Raw genomic sequence first — 21,549 nt, 5'->3', positions numbered from 1 at the left:
GAGTTGGGCGGATGCGGCGGAATCCCGGGCGACGGCGGAGGAGTTGTCATGCGCCCATCGTCCTGCCTCGCTCTGGGGCCCACATGAGCTGCCGTACTCAGACCGCTACTCAACGCCTTCGAGCCCCGATGGGCCCCTTGTGGCTCCAGTCCGTTTCCGGGCCCTCGCCGCCTCCAGGCTGAGCCGGGCCGGGCAGCGCCGCGGTCGCGGCTTGCTCACGCCGCGCCTCCCCGGCGATGAGGGTGAGAACGGCCGCACCGGCGAAGAGAGTTCCAGGGACGGCCAGCACGTCCCGCCGGCTCTCACTCTTGTCGAGACCTCCGGCGAGGAGGCAGCCACGCAGCATGGCGGCACCGAACAGCAGGAACGGCAGAAGCAGCGGGAACAGCCCCGCCGCGATCCCCACCATGAACCACTTCGACTCCGGCAGCACCAGCGGAATCGGCAGGAACGTCAGGAGAGAAGCGCCAGCAGCACCGCGCTGCACCCGGCCACGATCCCTGCGTGCCACTTGAAACTCAGCCTTGTCTCCATGATCTCCATGCATCCACCCGTCATGTCTCGTGGTCTCGCCGCAGTGGGTTCCGAGGCCGACTACGCCGGCTGCCGCACGCAGGAACCTGCCCCGAGGCCGCAACCAGCAGCAGCCCCTAGTCACGCTGGGCAGGGCCGAAGACCGGTGGCCTTTCGCTCTCCCCCGGCAGACCGACGTCGCCGTCCTTCCATTAGGGGTCGTAGGCGCATGGGACGGACGCCCCGCCCATGAAGTACTCCCGGTCCGGGAACCAGGTGAAGGACATCCGCTCGTCTCCGTCGTCCCGCTGGACGAACAAATCCCAGTTCTGGTTCTTCGTGCCCTCTCGGGAAGACGTGACTTCCCAGCCGCTGCGCTCAAGGTGCTGGCGCAGTCGGCGGAGGCCGGAGACGGCCTTGCTCGCAGGCACGCGGTCCAGGGCCCAGCTGTGGTGCATCCGGTAGGCGCCGTCAACGGTGTCGTCCTTCAGCCCCAGCAGGCCCCCGTCGTAGCAGTAGTCGGCGCTGAAGGTGTTCTCCGTGCTGACACCGATCTCCTCGACTCCCGGCTCAATGGTGCGGTTGAAGCCCGCAACGCCGTACGCCTCCTGAGACTGCTGGAAGGCGCGGCCGGCCATGTCCTCGGGTGCGACACGGGGAAGCTCCTTCGGCCCCAGGATTCCCGTTGCGGCGCGGTCTCGTCAGGCATGCGGGGACGGTACGGCGGCGAGGGGCCGCGGCAGATGGGCTCGGCTACCTGGCGGGGGATGGGTGCTCGTACTCAATCTCAGTTCATCTACGGTCGCGTACTCGAAGGGCTCCTTCAAACTGCGCCACCAGCGCGAGCCCCTCCACCCGCCCCTCAAGAACGCTCAGCTCGGCGTCGTAGGGCACGGCAAGTGGCGAACCTTCTGGAGACAGACAGCTGGAACGAGCTCCAAGTCCCCAACGACGGCGCTCTTTCTGCAGCTCATCGACAGCAGCATCGTGACCGTCGCGCGGGGCAAGGGCTGGGACGGGCAGTCGTACCGTCTCCCCGCTGCCTGGTTCTGCGCACCGATACCGGCCGACGACTCCTGCTACCCCGGAGCCGATTTCTGGGGCGGCAAGGAACTGCATCGGATCGTATGACGCTTGCTTGCGGCGGAGGGCGGCGTGCGAGTGGTGGCCGATTCGCGCCCTACCCGGTGAACGCTGCCCGGTGGTGGGCTGTTCGTTGTGTCGGGGATCATTGCGGCCGCCATCGCCGTCGTCGGAACGTTGCTGGGTGCTGTCGTCGCGCACCGCTACCAGGACAAGATCGCCGCCCGGTCCGCGGCGCACACTGCCCGCGAGCGAAGCCACCAGCATCTCCTCGATGCCTGTACCGACTTCATCGGCCTGGCGGAGGACTATCGGCGGGCGCAGTACGACCGGTGGACGAGCCAGCACGCATCACCCGACTCAGAGGCGACGCTCGCGGCCCGAGCCGAGTCGTACCGGCTCCATGTCGAAGTGCGCAGCAGTGTGTTCCGGCTCCGCCTTGTTGCCCTCGGCCCGCAGGCGCAGCAGCTTGCCGAGCAGGCCGCCGCGATACAGGTGCAGACGCGGGAGATCTTCTTCGCCACCGACAAGGCGGACATGCTCGCCCGCGGCGAGGCGGCGGAGCATGCCTGTGAGGCCTTCGCTGTTCGCGCGAAAGAGGTGCTGGCCGCAGGAGAGTGACGAGCGGCGGCGGCCCTCCGCCATGACGTCTGACGTGGCGTCTGCAGTGCACGCCGAGCAGGACTGGAATGGACTGCGCCGGCACTGGCGCTGGTACTGGCGCTGGCACTGGCACTGGCGCTGGCGCTGGTACTGGCACTGCACTGCACTGGCACCGGCATCCGTTGGCCACACGGCCTCGATCACCGCGCGGGCGGTGGTGCGGCCGTGTGACCCATGCGCGTCAGCAGCCCCGCTGCTTGAGTTCCGCGCCGGCGAACGACTCGGTCCAGGCCCGCAGTTGCTTCGCCGTGACGCCGCTGCCCGATGCCGCCCGCGTCGCCTTGAAGGTGGCCGCCTCGCCCGCACACCGAGCCGTCACCGTTCCTGGCAGGCGCTTCCCCTCGTCGTCGTACCGGAGGCTCTTACCCCAGTCTCCGTAGAAGGCGGCCAACTTCACCTTGGCGTAGCGGAGGTCATCGCCCCAGTGGAGATCGCATCGCACGGCGTGTGAGGTTCGGGTGCCACTGATCGAGACCCTCGCCCCCGCGGGCAGGTCCGCGCGAGCCGTCCATTCGCAGGGGGTGGCGGCTGCTTCCTTCAGAGACAGCGGCCGCGGTTTGTAATACACCTTGCCCGCTGGAAGCTTCAGAGCCTCGGCTCCACAACCGAGCTTGCGGGACGCCCCGTTGGCCAAGGAGACCGCGGACTCGACGAGCTCGGGAGGGGCCGATTCTCCGGACCAGGCTCCGATTCCGCTGCGCACCAGGAGCTTGCGCGGCCGGCCTTCGGCGTCCTCGGGCAGGGCGGGACAGTCAATGAGCAGCTGAAGGGTGTCGTTCACCTGCAGAATGCCGGGCAGCCCCTCTGGCACCTGCCTGCCCAAGATCCAGCCCTCGTTGTCGTCGAACGTGTACCGCAGAATCTCGTCCTGCTCGTCCCGATCGGTGGTCGCCACCACGTGGAGCACCTGGTCCCGGCTGCCGTCAGGCTCCTCGTATCGCAGATCGCACCTGTACCAGCCGGTCTCCTCGATCAGCTTCTCCTCTGCAGGAAGCAGCCGGGCGTCATCCGGTTTGCGCGCGTCGACGACTTCCCGCGGCACCGCCCCACCACACGCCTGGCGTGCCGACCACCACTCCTCGACGTCCTGTCGTACGGCCAGCCCCACCACCGTCAGCACCACGACGAACGCCGCCGTGATCTTCCCCCACCGCCGCACAGCAGCTCCCCCATCACCTAGACGCAGCGGCCCACTACACCACAACCGGGCCATACGGTCGGGTGTCGCAGATTCCAGTCCTGCTGGGCAGCGCCGGTGGTGGAGGGCCGGTGGTGGAGGGCCGGTGGTGAAGGGCCGGTGGTGAAGGGCCGGTGCGGAGGGTGAGGCTCCGCCGCATCGGCCCTTTCTCGTGGGGTTCCTCCGTGTGCCCCTGTGCCGGGCGCCCTTTTCGTGGGGTTCCGCTGTGCCGGCCTGTGCCAACACCTTCGCTCGGGGTCAGAGCAGTTCGGACCAGGTGGTGGGGCCGGCGATGGCGTCCGGGGTCAGATGCCGGGACTTCTGGAAGGCCTTGAGTTCGCTGGTCGTGGCCGGGCCGAAGGCGCCGTCCGGGGTGAGAGTGTGGCCGTTGGCGGTGAGTTGGTGCTGCAGGGCCCTGACGGCCGGGCCCTTCGCGCCGGGCTTGACCGTGGTGATCAGCTTCGACCAGGTGGCGGGGCCGACCACGCCGTCCGCGGCCAGGCCTTCGGCCTTCTGGAACGCGCGGACCTTCGCCGTCGTCCCCGTACCGAACGCGCCGTCGGCGGTCGTCGCGAACCCGTGGGCGGCGAGGAGCAGTTGGACGGTGCGGACATCGACGCCCTGCTGGCCCGCCCGCACCGTCGGCCATGACTCGTCCGGCTGCGGCTTCGGGGCGCCGCCGCCCGCGCCGCCGCCCGCGGCCAGGGCGCGCAGCTGGTCGAGGGTGCCGCGGAACACGTTGCGGTCGCCCTTGCCGGTGGTGCCGTTCGCGCCGGGGAGGCCCGGGATCGCCTCGGACTCCGTGTACTGCCAGAGCGTCCAGGCGGCGCCCGCGCCCGGTACGTCCTGCGGTTCCTTCGACCCGCTCTCGTACCGGGCGAGCCACAGCGGGTGGCCCTTGAAGACCTGGCCCTTGCCGGACATGCAGCCGGTCACGAACGACGCCCGGGTGTAGACGATCGGGGTGACCTGGAAAGCCGCCTCCACCCGGTTGAGGAACGCGGCGAGCTGGTCGGTGCGGAGCGCCTTCGGGCACACCTCCTGGCCGTTCTGCCAGGTGCCCTCGACGTCCAGGACCGGCGGCAGCTCCCCGGCCTTCTTGCCGGTGTAGCCGGCGGCGCGGGCGGTGCGGATGAAGTGGTCGGCCTGGGCGCGGCCGTCGGTCGTGCTCTCCGGGTCGAAGAAGTGGTACGGGGCGCGGAGCAGCGATGTGCCGGACGCGGCCTTGAAGTCCCTTGCGAACCAGGGGTCTTGGTAGCCGGTGCCCTGTGTCGCCTTGAGGAACGCGAAGGAGTTGGACCGGGCGACGCGCTTCCAGTCGATGGCCTTGCCGGTCGCGTCGTGGTTGTGGTGGCTGGTGTCGATGCCCTTGACCTTGTACGTACTCGGAGGGGCGGCCAGGCTCTCGTCCGCGGTGGACAGCAGGGCACCGGCCGCGAGCGACGCGGCGGCGACGGCCACGGCACTCAGGCGCAGTCCGCGACGGCGGGCGCGCGGGTTCCGCTTGGACACAGTCAGATCCCTTTCAGGCGGGCTCAAGTCTCGGTCGTACGAGTGGAGTTGGGCGTACGACCGGAGATGGGGGGTGGTTGGCGTAACCCTGCACCGGCGGCGTCGGCGAGTCCTAGACTCACGGCTGGCCGGCTGATTCATGCACAAGGCCCCGGTGATGCACGGCGGTTGAGCTGGCGTCATGCACGGTGAACTTGGGGGGACGCATCAATGGGCGATAGCGGTACGTCGATGGGTGAGACGTCGCAGGGTGGGACGCCTCAGGGTGAGACGTCCCAAGGTGATACGTCGACGGGCGAGGGGGCCGGGGGCGTGCGGGCGGCCCGGCTCGAACTCGCCCTGCTGCTGCGGAGCTGGTGGGAGTCGCACCCCGACAAGATCACGCAGGAGGCGCTGGCCCGGCGGATCACGGAACGGGGCGTACGGATCAGTCAGGAGATGCTGTCCCGCTACCTGAACCGGTCCCGCCCGACGACGGCCCGCCCCGATGTCATCCGCACCATGCACGAGGTGCTGCGGCGGGAGCCCGAGGAGTTGGACGTCGCGCTTGAGCTGCATGGTCGGGCGACGGCCACGGTCGCCCCCGCCACCACGGCGCCCGGTACGCCGACCACGGACGTCGTCGCCACTGCATCCCCGGACCCGAATCCCGGCCCAGAGCCCCGATCCACCCCCGCCCGCGCCAAGTGGCCGTGGGTCGCCGTCGCCGCGGCTGCCGTGTTCGGGGCGGTCGGGCTCACCGCGTTCATGACGTCGGGCGATCCGCGGCAGGGGACTCCGCCCGAGGGCAGGGCGACCCCGTCGGCCACAGCGGAGGCCTCGCCCACCGGCCACACGGGTACGCAGCCTCCGGCGGAGTGCCGCGGCGAGTCCTGCTACGGCATCGACGCCAAGTACGCCGTGTGCCGGGAGGACGCCGCCACGTACTACACGGGTCGCGCCCACGGAGTCTTCGTCGAGCTGCGGTTCAGCCCTGCCTGCCAGGCGGCCTGGGCCAAGATGAGCGGGACCTCGCAGGGCGATGTCGTACGGGTCACCAACAACGCGGGGCGCAGCCGGCACTACACCCAGCAGTGGGGGCACGACGCCCACACCACGATGGTGGAGGCCGTGAGCCCCGACGACGCGAAGGCCTGCGCCCGCACCCCGCGCGGCGAGGTCTGCGCGACCCGTCCGGCGGAGAGTAAGCCGGAGTCGCTCTCGGACTCGGGCTCGGGCTCGGGCTCGGGCTCGGGCTCGGACTCGGGCTCGGACTCGGACTCGGGCTCGGACTCGGGCTCGGGCTCGGGCTCGGCGAAAGGCCCTGCATAAGCGCAGGTCAGCGGCGCGCATAGCGGCAGCGTGATGCATGCATCGATGCACCGCCGCAAGGCCCTCGGAACGCTGGAACGACTCGACCCGAGCCGTGCAGAGTGAAGCAGCGGCCGACCTCCTTCTCCGGTCCCGCCGCCCCGACTTCCCTCCAAATCCGAGGAGTTCACCATGCCCACACGCCCCACCCCCACGGCACGTCATGCCCGCACCGCGCGCCGGGGCCGGATGGCCGCCGTCGCCGCCGTCGCAGCGCTCGCCTGTGCGGGCCTGGTCACCGTGAACGCCGCCACCGCCTCCACGCCCGCCACCGACACCTCCACGGCCCGTGCGGCAGCGCCCGCCGCTACCTCCTGGCCGACACTGCAGGCCGGGGCGCGGGGTGCGGAGGTGACCGCGCTGCAGCATCTGCTGGTCGCCGGCGGCCGGTCCGTCGCTGTGGACGGGGAGTTCGGGCCCGCGACCGCCCAGGCCGTCAAAGCGTTCCAGAAGGGCGAGGGCCTTGCCGTGGACGGCATCGTCGGGCCCGCCACCTGGGGCGAGCTGGTCCCGACGCTGCGGCAGGGCGCGCGGGGCCCGGCCGTGAAGGCGGCCCAGGCGCTGCTGAAGAGCCGGGGGCAGTCCGTCGCCGTGGACGGGCAGTTCGGGCCCGGCACGGCCGCCGCGGTCAAGGCCGTCCAGAAGGCGAGCGGGCTCACCGCCGACGGCGTCGTGGGGCCGCGGAGCTGGTCCGCGCTCCTCTCCCCCGGATCCGGCACCCCCGACCCCGGCACACCGTCCGGGAACCGGGCCGCGCTGGCCGAGAAGATCCTCGGCACGGGCGGCATCACTCTGGCGACCGTCCACCCGGGCGGTACCCACGCCGGCTCCACCGCCCGGCAGAACATCGTCGACACGGCCGCCGGCAAGGGCGCTCTGACCAGTCCCTGGAGCGACCGGCCGAACCAGCGCGTGGCGCTCGACACCCGGATGCTCGACGGCCTGCTGAAGCTGCGCTCCCAGTACGGCCACCGGGTCTCCGTCTCCGAGATCGTCGGCGGCGACCACAGCTCCAACTCCCGGCACTACGCGGGGCTTTCCTTCGACGTGAACTACATCGACGGCCGCCACGTCGGCGAAGGCGCCCCGCACCGGGACCTGATGGCGGCGTGCCGGAAGCTCGGCGCCACCGAGGTGCTCGGTCCGGGCGACGCGGGCCACAGCCGCCACGTCCACTGCGGCTGGCCGCGCTGAGCCGACCGTACGACCGGGCCCGGCGCCCCCCCTAAGCCGGGCCCACTCCCTCCGCACCCGGAGCACCCTGACCGCCCGGACCACCCGGACCACCCGGCTCATGGGTGATCAACTCGCCTGGCTGGCACCGCAGTACGTCGCAGATCCTCGACAGGGTCGAGAAGCGGATGGCCTTGGCGCGCCCGTTCTTCAGCACGGACAGGTTGACCACGGTGATGCCGACCTGTGCGGAGAGTTCGGTGAGCGTCATGCCGCGGTCGGCGAGGAGCCGGTCGAGGTGGATCCGGATGGAGTGGAGCTCCTCCTCTGGCATCAGATGGTCCCTTCGAGGTCCTCTCGCATGCGCACGCCCTCGCGCATGATCTTCCCCATGATGACCGCTGCGAGCCCGGCGAGGATCAGCACCAGGGGTCCGGAGACCGTCGGCCCGGAGCCCACGATCGGGGCCATGCTCCCGACGAGCCAGGAGTGCGACCAGCCGACGACGAATCCGGCGACCGGCGTGCCCACGGCGATCAGCCACCCGAGCGCGGTGAGCTTGCGGGCCACCGTATCGGTGAACGGGCCTTGTTCCAGTACGGAGTTGAGCAGCCGCGCGAAGTGCAGCAGCGCGAGGGTGCTCAGCAGCAGCCAGGGCAGTTGGCCCCCGAGGTCGGCGGCGCGCTGACCGATCGAGGGGGCTTCCTGGCAGAGGCGCGCGGCGCTGCTGGACGCGTCCACGCCGTCGCCGAGCGGCAGCCCGTCCTTCAGTGAGGCGTTGGCCCAGAAGCCCGTCTCCACGCAGACCGAGCCGTCGTCGGACATGTGCGTCACCGCCGTACCGGCGAAAGTCAGCCCCGTGAGCATCGCGAGGCCGAAGCTCACGGATGCCAGAACCTTCGTGAGTCGCGTGGTCATCGCGTCCCCCTCCTTATCGTTTTTCGATATGTTCGAGAGTAGGAGACCATATCGATATTCGACAGGTCGAGGATTCGGGAGGCGGTCGCCAACGGAGCGGAGACGGCCCGGAGACGGACGGGAGGCGGCCCGGAGACAGCCCGGAGGTGGCCCGGAGACGGCCCGCGCGGCGGGCTTCGGCTACTCGGCGGGAACCTCAGATCTCCCGCAAATCTTCCGGCAGTTCGTTGCTGACCTGCCCGGACGCTGCCAGGGTTTCGACACCCCCCGCACTTCCCCAGCACCTCGCCCCGCACCTCCCCTCTCCTCCCTCCTCCCTCCTCCCTCGCTCCAGGTCACCGGAGGCTCCATGGCTGTCCGTCGTACCGTCCTCGCCGCGGCGTCCGCCGCGTCCGCAGCGGCGCTCCTGCTGCCCGTCCTGACGCCGGCCGGCGCGGTCGCCGCTCCCGCCGCCCCTGCCTCCCCCGCCGACTCGGGGCCCCGGCCGCCCGGCAAGGAGTCCGTCGCCGTCGGCAGCGGGGGTGCGGTCTCCAGCGTGAATCCGTACGCATCGCAGGCCGGGCTCGACGTTCTGCGCAAGGGCGGGAACGCGGTCGACGCGGCGGTGGCCACCGCGGCGGCGCTCGGTGTGGTCGAGCCCTACTCGGCGGGCGTCGGGGGCGGCGGCTACTTCGTGTACTACGACGCCTCGACCGGCAAGGTCAGCACCCTCGACGGGCGTGAGACGGCGCCGGCCAAGATGCAGCAGGACGCGTTCCTCGACCCGGCGACGGGCGAGCCGATCCCGTTCGACGAGGCCGTCAACTCCGGCCTGTCCGTGGGCGTTCCGGGCACCCCGGCGACCTGGGAGAAGGCCCTGGACGACTGGGGCACCGTCGGCCTCGGGCAGGCGCTGCGGCCCGCGACGCGGCTCGCGGACGAGGGCTTCGTCGTCAACGAGGAGTTCCGCGCCCAGACCGAGATGAACGAGGACCGCTTCCGCGACTTCAGCTCGACCACCGAACTCTTCCTGCCCGGCGGGGAGTTGCCGGTCGTGGGCTCGACGTTCCGCAACCCGGACCTGGCGCGCACGTACCGTCAGCTCGCGCGGGAGGGCGTGGGCGCGCTGCACCACGGCTCCATCGGGCGCGACGTGGTCCGCACGGTCAAGAAGCCGCCGGTCGCCGAGGGTTCCACACGGAACGTACGACCCGGCCTCATGGAGAGCGCGGACCTCGCCGACTACCGGGTGGTGCCGCGCAAGCCGACGCACACCACGTACCGCGGCGCGGACGTGTACTCGATGGCGCCGTCCTCGTCCGGCGGCACCACCGTCGGCGAGGCGCTGAACATCCTGGAGAACTACGAGATCTCGCCCGCGGAAGCCGACCGCACCCAGGCGCTCCACCACTACCTGGAGGCCAGCCGGATCGGCTTCGCCGACCGCAACCGCTGGGTCGGCGACCCGGCCTTCTCCGACGTGCCCACCGACGAGCTCCTGTCCAAGGAGTACGCGAAGGCGCGGGCCTGCCTGATCCGGCCCGACGCCGCGCTCACCAGCCCGCTCGCCCCGGGCGACCCGCGCGATCCCGGCCAGGGCGATCCCGGCCAGAGCGATCCCGGCCAGAGCGATCCCGGCCAGAGCGATCCCGGCCAGGACGGCCCCGGCCAGGGCGGTCCCGGCCGGGGCTGCACGGCGGGCGAGGGCAGCAAGGAGCCGTACGAGGGCCCCTCGACCACACACCTGGTGGCGTCCGACCGCTGGGGCAACGTCGTCTCGTACACCCTGACCATCGAGCAGACCGGCGGCTCCGCGATCACCGTTCCCGGGCGGGGGTTCCTGCTCAACAACGAGCTCTCGGACTTCGAGTTCGAGCCGCTGACCCCGGGCGTGCCGCACCCGAACCTGCCGGGCCCCGGCAAACGGCCGCGCAGCAGCATGTCGCCGACGATCGTCCTGAAGGACGGCGCGCCGCAGCTCGCGGTGGGCTCGCCGGGCGGCGCGACCATCATCACCACGGTCCTGCAGACCCTGGTCAACCGCCTGGACCTGGGGATGTCCCTGCCCGAAGCGGTCGCCGCGCCGCGCCTCTCGCAACGCAACCGGGCCACGACCGAGGCCGAGCCCGCGTTCCTCTCCTCGCCGGAGCGGGCCGAACTCGACGCGCTCGGCCACAAGTTCGTGCCCGCGCCCGAGACGTTCACGCCGTCGCCGGAGATCGGCGCGGTCGCGGCGCTCGAATTCGGGCCCGACGGCACGGTCACGGCGGTCGCCGAGCCGAAACGGCGGGGCGGCGGCTCGGCGATGGTGGTGGACGAGAGCGACCGCTGAGCACGCCCTCACAGCCGTCACTCAGTGACCGTCACTGAACAACCGTCACTGAGTGTCCGTCACTGCACAGACGCCCCGGACCGCACCTCCCGGTCCGGGGCGTCTCGCGTCACCGCCGCCTTCCGTACGAGGAGAACCGCGCCCCCGACCGCACCCGCGAGGCCCACGAGCCCCGCGCTCACCCACAGCGGCGCCCGGAACCCCGAGCCCGCCGCGACCGGGAGCCCGCCGAGCCAAGGGCCGAGCGCCGCACCGACGTTGAAGGCCGCAGTGGCGTAGGCGCCACCGAGGGTCGGGGCGTCCGGCGCCGCGTACAGGGCGCGGGAGATCAGCGTCGAGCCGACGGCGAACGAGAGCGCGCCCTGCACGAACGTCAAGGTCAGGACCGCCGGGGCCGAGCCCGCCGCGAGGGCCAACAGGGGCCAGGCCAGGCACAGGGCGGGTGTGCCGAAGGCAAGGAGGCGGGCGGCGTGCGTGTCCGCGTACCGGCCGCCGAGCGTGACCCCCGCGAACGAGCCGACGCCGAACAGCGCGAGCAGCACCGGCACCCAGGACGCGGCGAGACCGGTGACGTCGGTGAGGAGCGGGGCCAGGTACGTGAAGGCGCAGAAGGTCGCGCCGTTGACCAACGCACCCAGCAGCAGAGCGAGTTGGAGACGCGGGCGGCGCAGCGCGGCGAGTTCGCGGCGGGCGTCCGGACGGGGCGCGCCCTCGACATGGCCGGCGGGCACGGACCGTACGAGCGCGAGCAGCGCGGGCAGCGAGAGCAGGGCCACCGCCCAGAACGCGGCGCGCCAGCCCCAGAGTTGGGTGAGCAGCGCACCGCCGGGCACACCCGCCACACAGGACACGGTGACCCCGCCGAGCAGCGCCGACGTGGCGCGGCCCTTGGCGTCGGGCGCGACGAGGGAGACCGCGGTGGCCAGGGCGACCGCGAGGAACCCGGCGTTGGCGAGCGCCCCCACGAAGCGCAGGACGAGCAGCGCCGCGAAACTCGACGTCAGCGCGCCGGCGACATGGGTGAGCAGGAAGGCGCCGAGGAAGCCGAGGAGCGCGGTGCGGCGCGGCAGGCGCAGGCTGAGCAGCGCGGCCGCGGGCGCGCCGACGATCATCCCGACGGCGAACACCGAGGTCAGCGTGGCCACGGTCGGGAGCGATACGTGCAGCTCGGCGGCGATGTCGGGGCCGAGCCCGGAGAGCATGAACTCGGAGGTCCCCATGGCGAAGACGGCGAGTCCGAGGAGGTGGACGGTGAGGGGCATGCGTGGCGCACGAGGCATGTCGAGGCTCCAGCCCTGCCGCCGCTGGGGCGGCAGGAGGTGAGAGGTGATGCGCGAGGAAGGTGAGCAGGCCTCGGCCGTACGGAGGCGGGTCGACGCGGCAGGCGTCGACGGGGTCGGTGCGTGACGCACGGACCCACCGCTCGTACAGCCACCGGACGCGTGGTCCGGTGGCTAGCCTCTGGAAGCCTCGGGGCTCGACATGCCGCGCACGCTAGCCGCCCGCCCGCCGGCTGGTCCACCGAATTCCGCCCGCCGGACTTGCGGCCCGGCCGAAAGACCGGGCCGCAAGTGCGGGGAAACTACCGGGAGTTGGACGCAGGCGAGCGCGAAGTGACGGGCTCGACGGGGTCAGGCGTGTGCGCCCTGCCAGCCGGTGCACTTCACTCGGTCGATGGAGCCGTCGCTGCGCTTCTTCGAGTAGCAGGCCCTGATGTACAACGGAGCGCCCTCGTTGATCTGCTTCAGGCTCCTGTACTTGTAGGTGTTGTACCCGCAGGACGTGATGCTCCACTCGTGCCAGGCGTTGATCTTCAGATCGCCCGTCAGGCAGTAGCCGTCCGCCTTCAGGTCATAGCTGTCGAGGAAGTCACCCTGGTGCGCGAAGGTCACCTCGCCCCCGGCGACGTCGATGCGCTCGTCCGTCCCGGCGTACGCGGCGGTGGCGAAGGTGAGGGACAGAGTGGTGGTGAACGCCACCACGCCCATGCGACCGAGAACCCTCTTCTTACTGGACATGCAGTTCTCCCCCGTGAGAATGCTGAAGACGTCGGAAGTTGAGAGTTTTTCATGTCCCGGCCGGCGGACGCAGCCGATTAACGAGCCTCGCTGACCCGCCCCGTCAGCCGGGGCGAGTCAGCGAGGTCGGGTCAGCGAGGGAAGGTCAGCCGAGGCGGGTCAGCCGGTCTCCGAAGCCCGGCTCGGTCAGGTCCTGCTGCAGCGCGACCGGGACCTCCACAGCGCCGAACTCGCCGTCGCCCACGGTGAGAACGCCGACCTCGTCGCCGGCCTTCGCGACGTGCGGCACGGTCTCGCCTCCGTCCGCCAGCTTCAGCTTCACGGTCAGGCCCGGCCAGCCGACCGCCCCGACGTCCTCGGTGGCGACGACCGGGGTCGTACCGCCGAGACCGTCGTCGACCACGCCGACGACATCACCCTTCTCGACCGCGGGCTTGTCCTCCAGAGCGCCCTGGGCGGCCTCGATCAGCTTCTTGCTGACGTCGGTGACGTAGTCGATATTGGCCACGCCGTTCTGGCCGAACTGCGCGAGGGCGGCGCCGATGATCACCTGGGTGGTGTCGCCGACCTTCTTCTCCGCGGAGAAGAGGAGGTTGCCGCCCGCAGCCGTGGTGGTGCCGGTCTTGATGCCCGTTCCGGTGTACGGCACAAGCCGGTTGAAGTTGGTCTGGATGTCGCCGTTGCTGTCCTTGTACTGGGTCTGCGCGGCGATCTCCTTGAAGACCGGGATCTCCATGGCCTTCTTGCCCAGGATGACGAGGTCCTCGGCGGTGGAGACGGTGGTCTCCTTCAGACCGCTCGGGTCGGTGAACGTGGTGTTCTTCATGCCCAGTTCCTTGGCCTTGGCGTTCATCTTCTTGACGAACGCCTCCTCGGAACCCTGGCTGTCCCAGCGTGCGAGCTGCCTGGCGATGTTGTTCGCGGACGGCAGCATCAGGGCCTGCATCGCCTCGTACTCGCTGAGCTGCTGCCCCTCGGTCACCTTGACCACGGACTCACGCTCGGCCTTGCCCGTCTCGTAGTCCTCGACGGCCTTCGCGTCGACGGTGAAGCTGTCGCCCTTCGTCCCCTTCTTGATCGGGTGCTCGGTCAGGAAGGCGTACGCGGTCATCACCTTCGCCACGCTGCCGATGGGGACGGGCTTCTGCTCGCCCGACGTGCCGAAGCTGCCGACGCCCTCCACGGCCATGGCGGCCTGGCCGCCGCTCGGCCAGGGCATCTCGGGCTTCGCGCCGTCGAAGGTGACGGTCTCGGTGGCGGTCAGCTCCAGTGTCGGAGTCGGCAGCGGGCGCACCGCCTGCACGATCGCAAAGACGATCGCCAGGAGCGCCACGAGCGGCGTCCAGATCTTCACCCGGCGCACGGCGGTGCGCAGCACGGTCTCCGGCGGCTTCGGCCGGTTCGTCAGCTCGGCGAGCAGATCCAGCGGCGGCTTCGGCGGCAGCGGCTGCTGCGTGGTCCGCTCGGGCGGTTCGGGCGGGGCGGGGGCATCGCCGGCCGCCGACGCCGGTGCCTCGGGCGGGAGTTCGGCGCCCACGGCCACGGGGGTCTTCGACGCCTTGGCACTCTCGGTCGCCTTGGTGCCCTCGGTCGTCTTGGTGCCCTGGGTCGCCTTCGCCCTCTTGACGGCCTTCGGCTCGTCGAGGGGCTTGAGGGCTACGAATTTGCTGGTGCGCTCGGACTCGGGCTCGGGGTCGGGATTCTCAGCGGCGGACTCTCCGGCCTCGGACTCGTCCGACTCTGGCTCGTCCGACTTGGGCTCGGCCTTGTCGTCCTCTTCCGCCTCGTCGGGCTCGTCGGCCTCTTCGGCGGGGTCGGGCTCTTCGGCCTTGTCCGCGTCTGCGGGCAGCTTGAGCATGGCCGTCGGGTGGTCGACCTTCGACTGCGGCGCCTTGAAGATCGCGGTGGGCTGGTCGACGGGCTCGTCGGCGTCGCCGGAGTCGTCAGGTTCCTCGGAGTCCGCTTCCTCTTCCGCGTCCTTGTCCGAGTCCTCATCGGGGTCGGCTTCGGGGTCCGCTGCCTCGTCGGCGTCGCCCGCAGGCTCCTCGTCGGTCTCGGCCTCGTCCTCGGCCTTGGCGTCGGCCTCGTCGTCCTCGTCGTCCTCGTCGGCAGGCTCCTCGTCGGCCACCGCGGCCTCGGGCTCGTCCGTAGCGTCGGAATCGGAGTCGGCCTCGGGCTCGGGCTCGGGCTCGGGCTCGGGCTCGGGCTCGGCCGCAGCGCCCTCGGCGTCCTGCTCCGCCGCCTCAGGCTCCTCAGGCGTCTCCTCGGCCTCTTCCGTCGCCTCGGCGGTCTCCTCGTCCTCAGGTGGCCGAGAATCGTCGTTCCCGTCGGATCCGGCGACCCAGGCCGCAACCGCGGCGCGCAGGCGGGCGTCCTTCCCCTCGCCGGCCTCCCCCGCGCCCTCCGACGCCTCGTCCGACTCCGACTCCGTCACCGAATCCGCCTCCCCGGAACCGGAACCCGACGCGGACTCGGACTCGGACCCGGCCCCGGCCCCGGCCTCGAGCTCAGCTGTAGAGATCACCGCGGTCGGCTGGTCGACCTGCTCCGCGACGTCCTCGACAGCGGTCTGCCTGGACACGGCGAGCCGGGGGTCGGCGGGCTGCGCCGCGCGGTCGGCCGCAGACTCACCCGAGGTCTCGCCCGAAGAACTGCCCGAGGACGTCCCCGAAGACTTTCTCTGCCCCGACATGTCGGGGGTCTCGCCCGCCACCAATGCCTCCTCGATACGCCGTGCGCCCGTACCGCGCGCTACGCCTGTGTCCCAACGGTCGGCCCCGCAGGACGGATCCGGTGTCCGAACCATGTACCAGTGTCCTGTGTGCGGGCCTGCCCCCCGGGCTAGACGAGAACGACATATCTCCTGGTTCCATTACGAACCGGACACGCGCTCTCGACAGACCAATGTGAGAGGGGTCACCCTGTCATTCATCCACGCGGGGAGGCATGGATGGGCAAGAGCCGCAGAACGATTCCGGAGGAGCTTCTGCTACTCGCTCTGGACCCGGCCACGGGTACCACAGCGCAGCCGCAGTCGCTCGACCTCGGTCTGGCCGGAGCACAGCTAGTAGAGCTGGCGCTGGCCGGACGGATAGCCCCAGACGGGGATCGTATCGCCGTGGTCGTACCACGGCCGACTGGAGATCCAACCCTGGACTGTGCACTGGAGTTGCTGCGCAGGCGCGGCGCGCCGGTACGTGCGGTCAACTGGATCGGCGGGCCGCGCCTTGGGCTGCGCCAGACCTATCTCTCGCATCTGGAGCGGTGCGGCATGGTGCATGCCGTGGCGGGCCAGATGTGCGGAGTGCTGCCGACGACTCGCTATCAGGCGACGGACACGGCCATCAGCCGGGAGATCAGGTCCCGGCTGGACTCCGCGATCCGCACCGGCGTACCGCCGGACCCGCGGACCGCGGCGCTCGCCGCGCTGGCCCATGCGGTCGGTCTCGGCAAGCACCTGTACCCCGGGAACGAAGGGCGCTCGTCGCGCTCCCGCCTCCGGGATCTGATCAGGCACGACCCGATGGGCGGCCTCGTGGCGCACGCGGTCATGGACGTCCAGAACGGAGTGGCGGCCCAGCCCCGTCGCTCCCCGGCCACGGCCACGGCCCGCAAGCCGGACCGTGCGGCCGCGCAGGAAGCCGGCCCCGGCCGGATTCCGATGCAGCCACGCCGAGGCTCCATGGCACGGGCCGTCGCCCACTGAGGCACAGCCCGTAGCGCACAGCCCGTAGCGCACAGCCCGTAAGGCAGTACGAGCACCACCAGCTCCACGCACCACCCGCACCGCAGGCACCAAAGCGCACCACCGCACCGAGACCGGTTCGGGAGCCGCTGAGGAGCGCGGGGTGGCGGCCGGACGTCCTGGACGACGACACCGGCCACCGCCCCGCGCTCCCGCATGTGCGCAGCACCACGCATGGGACGCGTCGCCCCGAAACCGGTCGCGGCCTCCGTATATCCGCTGTTTTCCAGCGCTGCGACACCCGTTGGTGGCACTCTGCTGAGCAGTAGATACGCAAAGTAGAGAAGTCCTCAGCCGGAGGTGCACGTCCCGTGGCGTCCAATGTCAATCCCACCGTCAGGCGACGCCGGTTGGGCCAGGAGTTGCGCAGGCTCCGTGAGCTCAAAGGCATGACGGCGGAGGAGGTGGCGGACAAACTCCTCGTCTCCCAGTCGAAGATCAGCCGCCTCGAGAACGGTCGGCGCAGCATCAGCCAGCGCGACGTCCGCGACCTGTGCGGGGTGTACGAGGTGGAGGACCACCGCGTCGTCGAGTCTCTGATGCAAATGGCCAAGGACAGCCGCCAGCAAGGCTGGTGGCACGCCTTCGGCGACATCCCGTACAGCGTCTACATCGGTCTGGAGACCGACGCGGCCTCACTGCGGGTGTACGAGCCGCAGGTCGTGCCCGGCCTGCTGCAGACCCGGGCGTACGCCGAGGCGCTGATCGCCGGGGCGCTGCCGGAGACCTCGACGACCGACATCGAGAAGCGCGTCCAGGTGCGCGTGCGCCGCCAGGAGCGGATCAACTCCGGCGAGGCCCCGCTGCGACTGTGGGCGGTGCTCGACGAGGCGGCGCTGCGGCGCGTCGTCGGCGACCGGCAGCTGATGATCCAGCAGTTGGAGCACCTCGTCGAGATGTCGCACGAGCCGCACGTCACCGTGCAGGTCATGCCGTTCTCCATGGGCGCGCACCCGGGCGTGAACGGGCAGTACGCGATCCTGGAGTTCCCCGACGCCGCCGACTCCAGCGTCGTCTACATCGAGGGCGTGACCAGCGACCTCTACCTGGAGAAGGCGAACGACGTGCAGAAGTACAGCGTCATGTACGAGCACTTGAGGGCGCAGGCGCTGAATGTGGACCAGACCCGGCAGTTCATCTCGGAAGTGGCCAAGACCTACGCCCGTGGGGACGCCTGAACGGCGGCCCCAAAGACGTATGCGGAGGCTCCGGTTCTGAAGGCGCGGCACGGTACACCGTCACCTCGTCAATAGGGAAGTCCGATCCGGTATATGCCATCCGGTCGAGTGAATGGCCGCCTCGCTCCGGGAAGTTGGCGAGTAGCGTCGATCACGCCAACAACAACAAGCCGTTGGCATCGCACCCCCACCCAACCGGCGATCGGCAAGCGGAGCGAAAATGGCAATTCAGCAAGGCGCTACGAACACCTGGACCAAGTCCTCGTATTCCACCGGAAACGGCGCATGTGTAGAGGTCAAGTCCCCGGTGATGCACGCGATCGACGTGCGTGACTCGAAGGTCCCCGAGGGTCCGGCGCTGGCGTTCGCCCCCAAGTCCTGGAGTGCGTTCGTCGGTCAGGTCACGCGGGGTACGTGGGGCATCTGATCCGCACCCGCACAACCGCAGTACCGGAAACACCTGCAACACCTGCAACACCTGCAACACCGAAGAGCCCTCTCGACTGGTCCGCCGTCCCGGCCGAGGGGGCTCGGCCTTTCCCTACCGCAGCTGGTCCACGTAGATGTCCGTACCCGGCACGGTCGGGATGAACGGCGCCGCCAACTCGACCCGGCCCAGGCCGGATTCGGCCACTTCCTCCTCGCGCCCGGCGAAGAGTTCCGGCCAGCAGGGGCGCGGGTCGGACTGCAGGAACCAGAGCAGCGTGAGCCGGTCGTCGACGCCCTCGACCTGCTTCACGTACGACATCCGGTCGCCCGGCAGCGGCGTCGGGCGGAACATCACCACCATCGCGGCCGGCGACCCCGCGAGCCTCCCCGGCAAATGCTCCGAGCGCAGCCACTCCGCCAACTCGGCGCGCTGCTCGGGCCCTTCGGCGTCGATGACCTCAAGGACCAGCCCCTGGTACGGGTGGTCCAGGGCGTGGAAGTCCCGCGGGCCCGAGGCGCCGTCGCGGTAGACGGTGCCCACGTGGTCCTGGAAGGCCGTGAAGACGTGCGTACGGTCCTGGTGGACGCGGCCGTCCCGGTTGAGGCGCTTGTTGATGCCGACGGTCCAGCGCATGTGGTCGTCGTAGCGCCCGTCGGTGATCCAGTACGTGGAGAGATAGCAGCCGGCCGTGACGGGCTGGGCCACCGCCGACTTCTCCGGGCGGCGCAGCAGTTGCAGGTCCCTGGTGGCGACCCAGCGCCGCCCCGAGTACATCCACGGCATGGCCATCGCGCCCGCGTAGTAGTGGTCGTCCTCGTACCAGCGGTTGTACGCGTGCTCGTGTCCCGGGTGCGGCTCGACCATGGTGATCAGCGCATGCCCGGGGTGCACGCCGTACGGGCCGACGGCCGCCAGCTCCGCGTAGGTCTCGCTGCGCGTCTCCTCGCCCATGGTCGATCCCCTTCCTTCCGGTACTGGTCCGCCCTACTCTGACGCCCCGTCAGGAATTGCACCAGACCGCGGAGGCGCCGATGCTGCTCGAAGGAAGAACCGTGATCGTCTCGGGAGTCGGCGCCGGACTCGGCCACGAGGTCGCCGCCGCCGTGGTGCGCGACGGCGGCAACGCCGTGCTCGGCGCCCGTACCGAGGCCAACCTCGCCAAGGCCGCCGCGGAGATCGACCCGGGCGGCCGGCACACCGCGTACCGGGCCACCGACATCGGCGACGAGGAGCAGTGCGGGGCCCTCGCCGAACTGGCCGTGAAGCGGTTCGGGCGGATCGACGCGCTCGTCCAAGTCGCCGCCGTGGACTCGCACTTCGGCGGATTGGAGGACGCCGACTTCGCGACCTGGCAGGGCGTGGTGGACGTCAACCTGCTCGGCAGCCTGAAGATGGCCCGCGCCTGCCTCCCCGCGCTGAAGGAACGCGGCGGCGCGCTCGTCCTCGTCGGCACGCAGTCCTCGGTGGCGGCGCCCTCACAGGTGCGGCAGGCGGCGTACGCGGCGTCGAAGGGGGCGCTCGTGTCGGCGATGTACTCGCTGGCGCGCGAGCTCGGGCCGCACCGCATCCGGGTCAACACGGTCCAGCCGGGCTGGATGTGGGGTCCGCAGGTCGAGGGGTACGTGCGGGCTGCGGCGGAGGGGGAGGGGGTGTCGGAGGAGGCGGTGAAGTCGCGGTTGGCCGAGCGGATGGTGTTGCCGGAGCTGGCGACGGACGGGGATGTCGCGGATGCGTGTGTGTTTTTGACGTCTGATCGGGCTCGGGCGATTACGGGGCAGTCCCTGCTGGTGAACGCGGGCGAGGTGATGCGCTAGCGACCCGGAACCCCGGGGGCTACGCCCCCGGACCCTTGAGGGCTCCACCCCCGGCCCACCCGGGGCTCCGTCCCGTGCCCCGGTGGTCGTTCGGCTGCCGCGCCGTCGTGGCTGGTCGCGTGCTTTTCCCCTCCCCGCCCCTTCCCGGCTGTGCCTGATATGCGGCTGCCGCCGCGTGGCTGCGGCGGTGTGTTCTTCGGCTGCCCGCGCCGTCGTGGCTGGTCGCGCAGTTCCCCGCGCCCCTTAAAAACCAGCCCCTGCGGCGTTTGAGCAGCGGGGGTCCGGGGGCTGGCCCCCGAAGCCGTCCGCAGGACTTTCGGGAAGGGGCGGGGAGGGGATCAAAAAACGGCTACGCCCGCGGGTAGCGGAGCAGCCAGCCCGGAGAGGAGCCCGCGGGGCCGTGCAGGGCCGGGCCCTGGGTCATCTCCATGGCGAAGTCGTCCGCCAGCTCAAGCATCGTGGACCGCCCCTCCAACTCCGCGACCCAGCCCGGCGGCAGCGCCGTCTCCCCGTGCAGAGCCCCGAGCATCGCACCGGTCAGGCACGCCACCGAGGACGAGTCCCCGCCCTGGTTCACGGCGAGGCGCAGCCCGTGCCGGATGTCCTCGCAGACCGTCGCGCAGTACACCGCCGCCCCGAGCACCGCGTCCGCCGTGCCCTCCTCGGCGAGGGACTCGACCCTGGCCGGGCTCGGCATGCCCTGGCGGACCGCGCCGAGCGCCTGCTTGAGGGCGTCCGTGACCGGCTGGTGTCCGGGCCGGGCGGCGAGCAGGGCGAGCGCCCGCTGCACCGCGCCGTCCAGGGACTCGTTGCGGGCGAGCGCGTGCACGATCACCGCGTGCGCGCCCGCCGCGAGGTACGCCGAGGGGTGCCCGTGGGTCTGCGCGGCGCATTCGACGGCCAGCTGCAGGACCAGCTGCGGCTCCCAGCCGACGAGCAGCCCGAAGGGCGCGGACCGCGTGACCGCCTCGGGGCCGCGCTCGGCGGGGTTCCGCGGCGACTCCAGGGTGCCCATCGGCTCCTCGCCGAATCCGGCGAGGCAGGCGCGGGACGGCTCGCGGCGGGCGTACAGCCACTCCTCGCGGGCCAGCCAGCCGTCCTCCTTGCGGCGCTCGTCGGGGCCCCACTCGATCTGGGTGAGGGCCCAGCGGCGGTGGGCGCGGTGGATGTCGGTGGGCGGGTGCCAGGCGCCGGTGTCGCGGCGGACCTGGGCGCGGATCAGTCCGTCCACGGTGAACAGGGCCAGCTGTGTGGCCGCTGTGACGGCGCCGCGTCTGCCGTACGCGGGCGCGAGGTCCGCGAGGCCCTCCGCGCCGTGCTCGGTGCGGATCGCCTCCAGGTCCAGGGCCGTGACAGGGGCGCCGAGGGCGTCGCCGAGCGCCGCCCCGAGCAGCGAGCCGCGTACGCGGCTGCGGAAGTCCTGCTGTTCGGCGCGGCCCCAGACCGCCGTCACACCTACGCTCACCGCGCCTCCTCCCACGAGTCGTGTGCGCAGCACTGTAATCGAACGGGGACGGTCCGTTCGGGCTGCGCTTCTTTCCCCTCCCCGCCCCTTCCCGAATCTCCTCAATCGCCGGAGGGGCTGGTCTTCAGGGGCTGGCCTTCAGGGGCGGGGCGGGGGCTGCGGCGGGGCTGGTCCCCGTCCCGCCGGCTAATCCGCCTCC

19 protein-coding genes are annotated in these 21,549 nt (G+C 71.1%); 8 read left to right on the top strand and 11 right to left on the bottom strand.

All coding sequences use genetic code 11. The features are described from left to right. Positions 1 to 109 precede the first annotated feature (109 nt). Together QIS96_RS06285 and QIS96_RS06280 are read right to left on the bottom strand one after the other, a co-directional pair. Entirely contained in the window at positions 110 to 511 is a 402-nt protein-coding gene (locus QIS96_RS06285; protein WP_282541389.1) for a hypothetical protein, read from the bottom strand. 214 nt (positions 512 to 725) lie between these two features. Further along, on the bottom strand, positions 726 to 1,151 hold the full coding sequence (locus QIS96_RS06280; protein WP_282541388.1) for a hypothetical protein: 426 nt from the start codon (positions 1,149 to 1,151) through the stop codon (positions 726 to 728). A gap of 580 nt (positions 1,152 to 1,731) precedes the next feature. On the opposite strand from QIS96_RS06280, the gene QIS96_RS06275 reads away from it, so the two are divergent. Then, the gene (locus tag QIS96_RS06275; protein WP_282541387.1) at positions 1,732 to 2,217 is read left to right on the top strand and encodes a hypothetical protein; all 486 of its coding nucleotides are present in this window, start codon (positions 1,732 to 1,734) and stop codon (positions 2,215 to 2,217) included. Positions 2,218 to 2,440: 223 nt separating this feature from the next. On the opposite strand, the gene QIS96_RS06270 is transcribed toward QIS96_RS06275, so the two are convergent. Together QIS96_RS06270 and QIS96_RS06265 are read right to left on the bottom strand one after the other, a co-directional pair. Next, the gene (locus tag QIS96_RS06270) at positions 2,441 to 3,382 is read right to left on the bottom strand and encodes a hypothetical protein (RefSeq protein WP_282541386.1); all 942 of its coding nucleotides are present in this window, start codon (positions 3,380 to 3,382) and stop codon (positions 2,441 to 2,443) included. Between the two features lie 312 nt (positions 3,383 to 3,694). Further along, on the bottom strand, positions 3,695 to 4,948 hold the full coding sequence (locus tag QIS96_RS06265) for a GH25 family lysozyme (protein ID WP_282541385.1): 1,254 nt from the start codon (positions 4,946 to 4,948) through the stop codon (positions 3,695 to 3,697). Positions 4,949 to 5,260: 312 nt separating this feature from the next. On the opposite strand from QIS96_RS06265, the gene QIS96_RS06260 reads away from it, so the two are divergent. Beyond that, the gene (locus QIS96_RS06260; RefSeq protein WP_282541384.1) at positions 5,261 to 6,259 is read left to right on the top strand and encodes a DUF2690 domain-containing protein; all 999 of its coding nucleotides are present in this window, start codon (positions 5,261 to 5,263) and stop codon (positions 6,257 to 6,259) included. Positions 6,260 to 6,430: 171 nt separating this feature from the next. Then, a complete protein-coding gene (locus QIS96_RS06255; RefSeq protein WP_282541383.1) occupies positions 6,431 to 7,492 on the top strand; it encodes a peptidoglycan-binding domain-containing protein in 1,062 nt (353 codons plus the stop codon). Positions 7,493 to 7,523: 31 nt separating this feature from the next. On the opposite strand, the gene QIS96_RS06250 is transcribed toward QIS96_RS06255, so the two are convergent. After that, a complete protein-coding gene (locus QIS96_RS06250; RefSeq protein WP_282541382.1) occupies positions 7,524 to 7,805 on the bottom strand; it encodes a helix-turn-helix domain-containing protein in 282 nt (93 codons plus the stop codon). Beyond that, a complete protein-coding gene (locus QIS96_RS06245; protein ID WP_282541381.1) occupies positions 7,805 to 8,389 on the bottom strand; it encodes a DUF2975 domain-containing protein in 585 nt (194 codons plus the stop codon). The genes QIS96_RS06250 and QIS96_RS06245 overlap by 1 nt, the downstream gene beginning before the upstream one ends. Before the next feature lie 349 nt (positions 8,390 to 8,738). Here QIS96_RS06245 and ggt point away from each other — a divergent pair, with 349 nt between their 5' ends. Continuing rightward, the gene (ggt, locus tag QIS96_RS06240) at positions 8,739 to 10,700 is read left to right on the top strand and encodes a gamma-glutamyltransferase (protein ID WP_282541380.1); all 1,962 of its coding nucleotides are present in this window, start codon (positions 8,739 to 8,741) and stop codon (positions 10,698 to 10,700) included. 59 nt (positions 10,701 to 10,759) lie between these two features. Here the strand turns inward: ggt and QIS96_RS06235 are convergent, their stop codons facing one another. From QIS96_RS06235 to QIS96_RS06225, 3 genes are all read right to left on the bottom strand, one after another. Continuing rightward, positions 10,760 to 11,962 carry a Cmx/CmrA family chloramphenicol efflux MFS transporter gene (locus QIS96_RS06235; protein ID WP_282541577.1) on the bottom strand — a complete coding sequence of 401 codons (1,203 nt, stop codon included), beginning with the start codon at positions 11,960 to 11,962 and terminating at the stop codon, positions 10,760 to 10,762. A 369-nt stretch (positions 11,963 to 12,331) separates the two neighbouring features. Then, complete coding sequence (locus QIS96_RS06230) at positions 12,332 to 12,718, bottom strand: hypothetical protein (protein ID WP_282541379.1); 387 nt, start codon at positions 12,716 to 12,718, stop codon at positions 12,332 to 12,334. A 145-nt stretch (positions 12,719 to 12,863) separates the two neighbouring features. Continuing rightward, a complete protein-coding gene (locus QIS96_RS06225) occupies positions 12,864 to 15,431 on the bottom strand; it encodes a D-alanyl-D-alanine carboxypeptidase family protein (RefSeq protein WP_282541378.1) in 2,568 nt (855 codons plus the stop codon). A 237-nt stretch (positions 15,432 to 15,668) separates the two neighbouring features. Here QIS96_RS06225 and QIS96_RS06220 point away from each other — a divergent pair, with 237 nt between their 5' ends. The 3 genes from QIS96_RS06220 to QIS96_RS06210 all read left to right on the top strand — a co-directional run bounded on the left by QIS96_RS06220 (position 15,669) and on the right by QIS96_RS06210 (position 18,068). Further along, positions 15,669 to 16,424, top strand: a complete 756-nt coding sequence (locus QIS96_RS06220; protein WP_282541377.1) for a GOLPH3/VPS74 family protein — start codon at positions 15,669 to 15,671, stop codon at positions 16,422 to 16,424. A gap of 350 nt (positions 16,425 to 16,774) precedes the next feature. Then, complete coding sequence (locus QIS96_RS06215) at positions 16,775 to 17,641, top strand: helix-turn-helix domain-containing protein (protein WP_282541376.1); 867 nt, start codon at positions 16,775 to 16,777, stop codon at positions 17,639 to 17,641. Between the two features lie 220 nt (positions 17,642 to 17,861). Continuing rightward, the gene (locus QIS96_RS06210) at positions 17,862 to 18,068 is read left to right on the top strand and encodes a DUF397 domain-containing protein (RefSeq protein ID WP_282541375.1); all 207 of its coding nucleotides are present in this window, start codon (positions 17,862 to 17,864) and stop codon (positions 18,066 to 18,068) included. Positions 18,069 to 18,182: 114 nt separating this feature from the next. Here QIS96_RS06210 and QIS96_RS06205 read toward each other — a convergent pair whose 3' ends face one another. Beyond that, the gene (locus QIS96_RS06205; protein WP_282541374.1) at positions 18,183 to 19,022 is read right to left on the bottom strand and encodes a hypothetical protein; all 840 of its coding nucleotides are present in this window, start codon (positions 19,020 to 19,022) and stop codon (positions 18,183 to 18,185) included. An 80-nt stretch (positions 19,023 to 19,102) separates the two neighbouring features. On the opposite strand from QIS96_RS06205, the gene QIS96_RS06200 reads away from it, so the two are divergent. Further along, the gene (locus QIS96_RS06200) at positions 19,103 to 19,885 is read left to right on the top strand and encodes an SDR family oxidoreductase (RefSeq protein WP_282541373.1); all 783 of its coding nucleotides are present in this window, start codon (positions 19,103 to 19,105) and stop codon (positions 19,883 to 19,885) included. A 349-nt stretch (positions 19,886 to 20,234) separates the two neighbouring features. On the opposite strand, the gene QIS96_RS06195 is transcribed toward QIS96_RS06200, so the two are convergent. Further along, entirely contained in the window at positions 20,235 to 21,350 is a 1,116-nt protein-coding gene (locus QIS96_RS06195; protein ID WP_282541372.1) for an ADP-ribosylglycohydrolase family protein, read from the bottom strand. Positions 21,351 to 21,549 lie beyond the last annotated feature (199 nt).

This window comes from Streptomyces cavernicola, from assembly GCF_029968035.1.
GTDB lineage: Bacteria > Actinomycetota > Actinomycetes > Streptomycetales > Streptomycetaceae > Streptomyces > Streptomyces cavernicola.
Note: the sequence above shows the minus strand (reverse complement) of the source record. Positions and strands in the feature narration are given on the sequence as shown.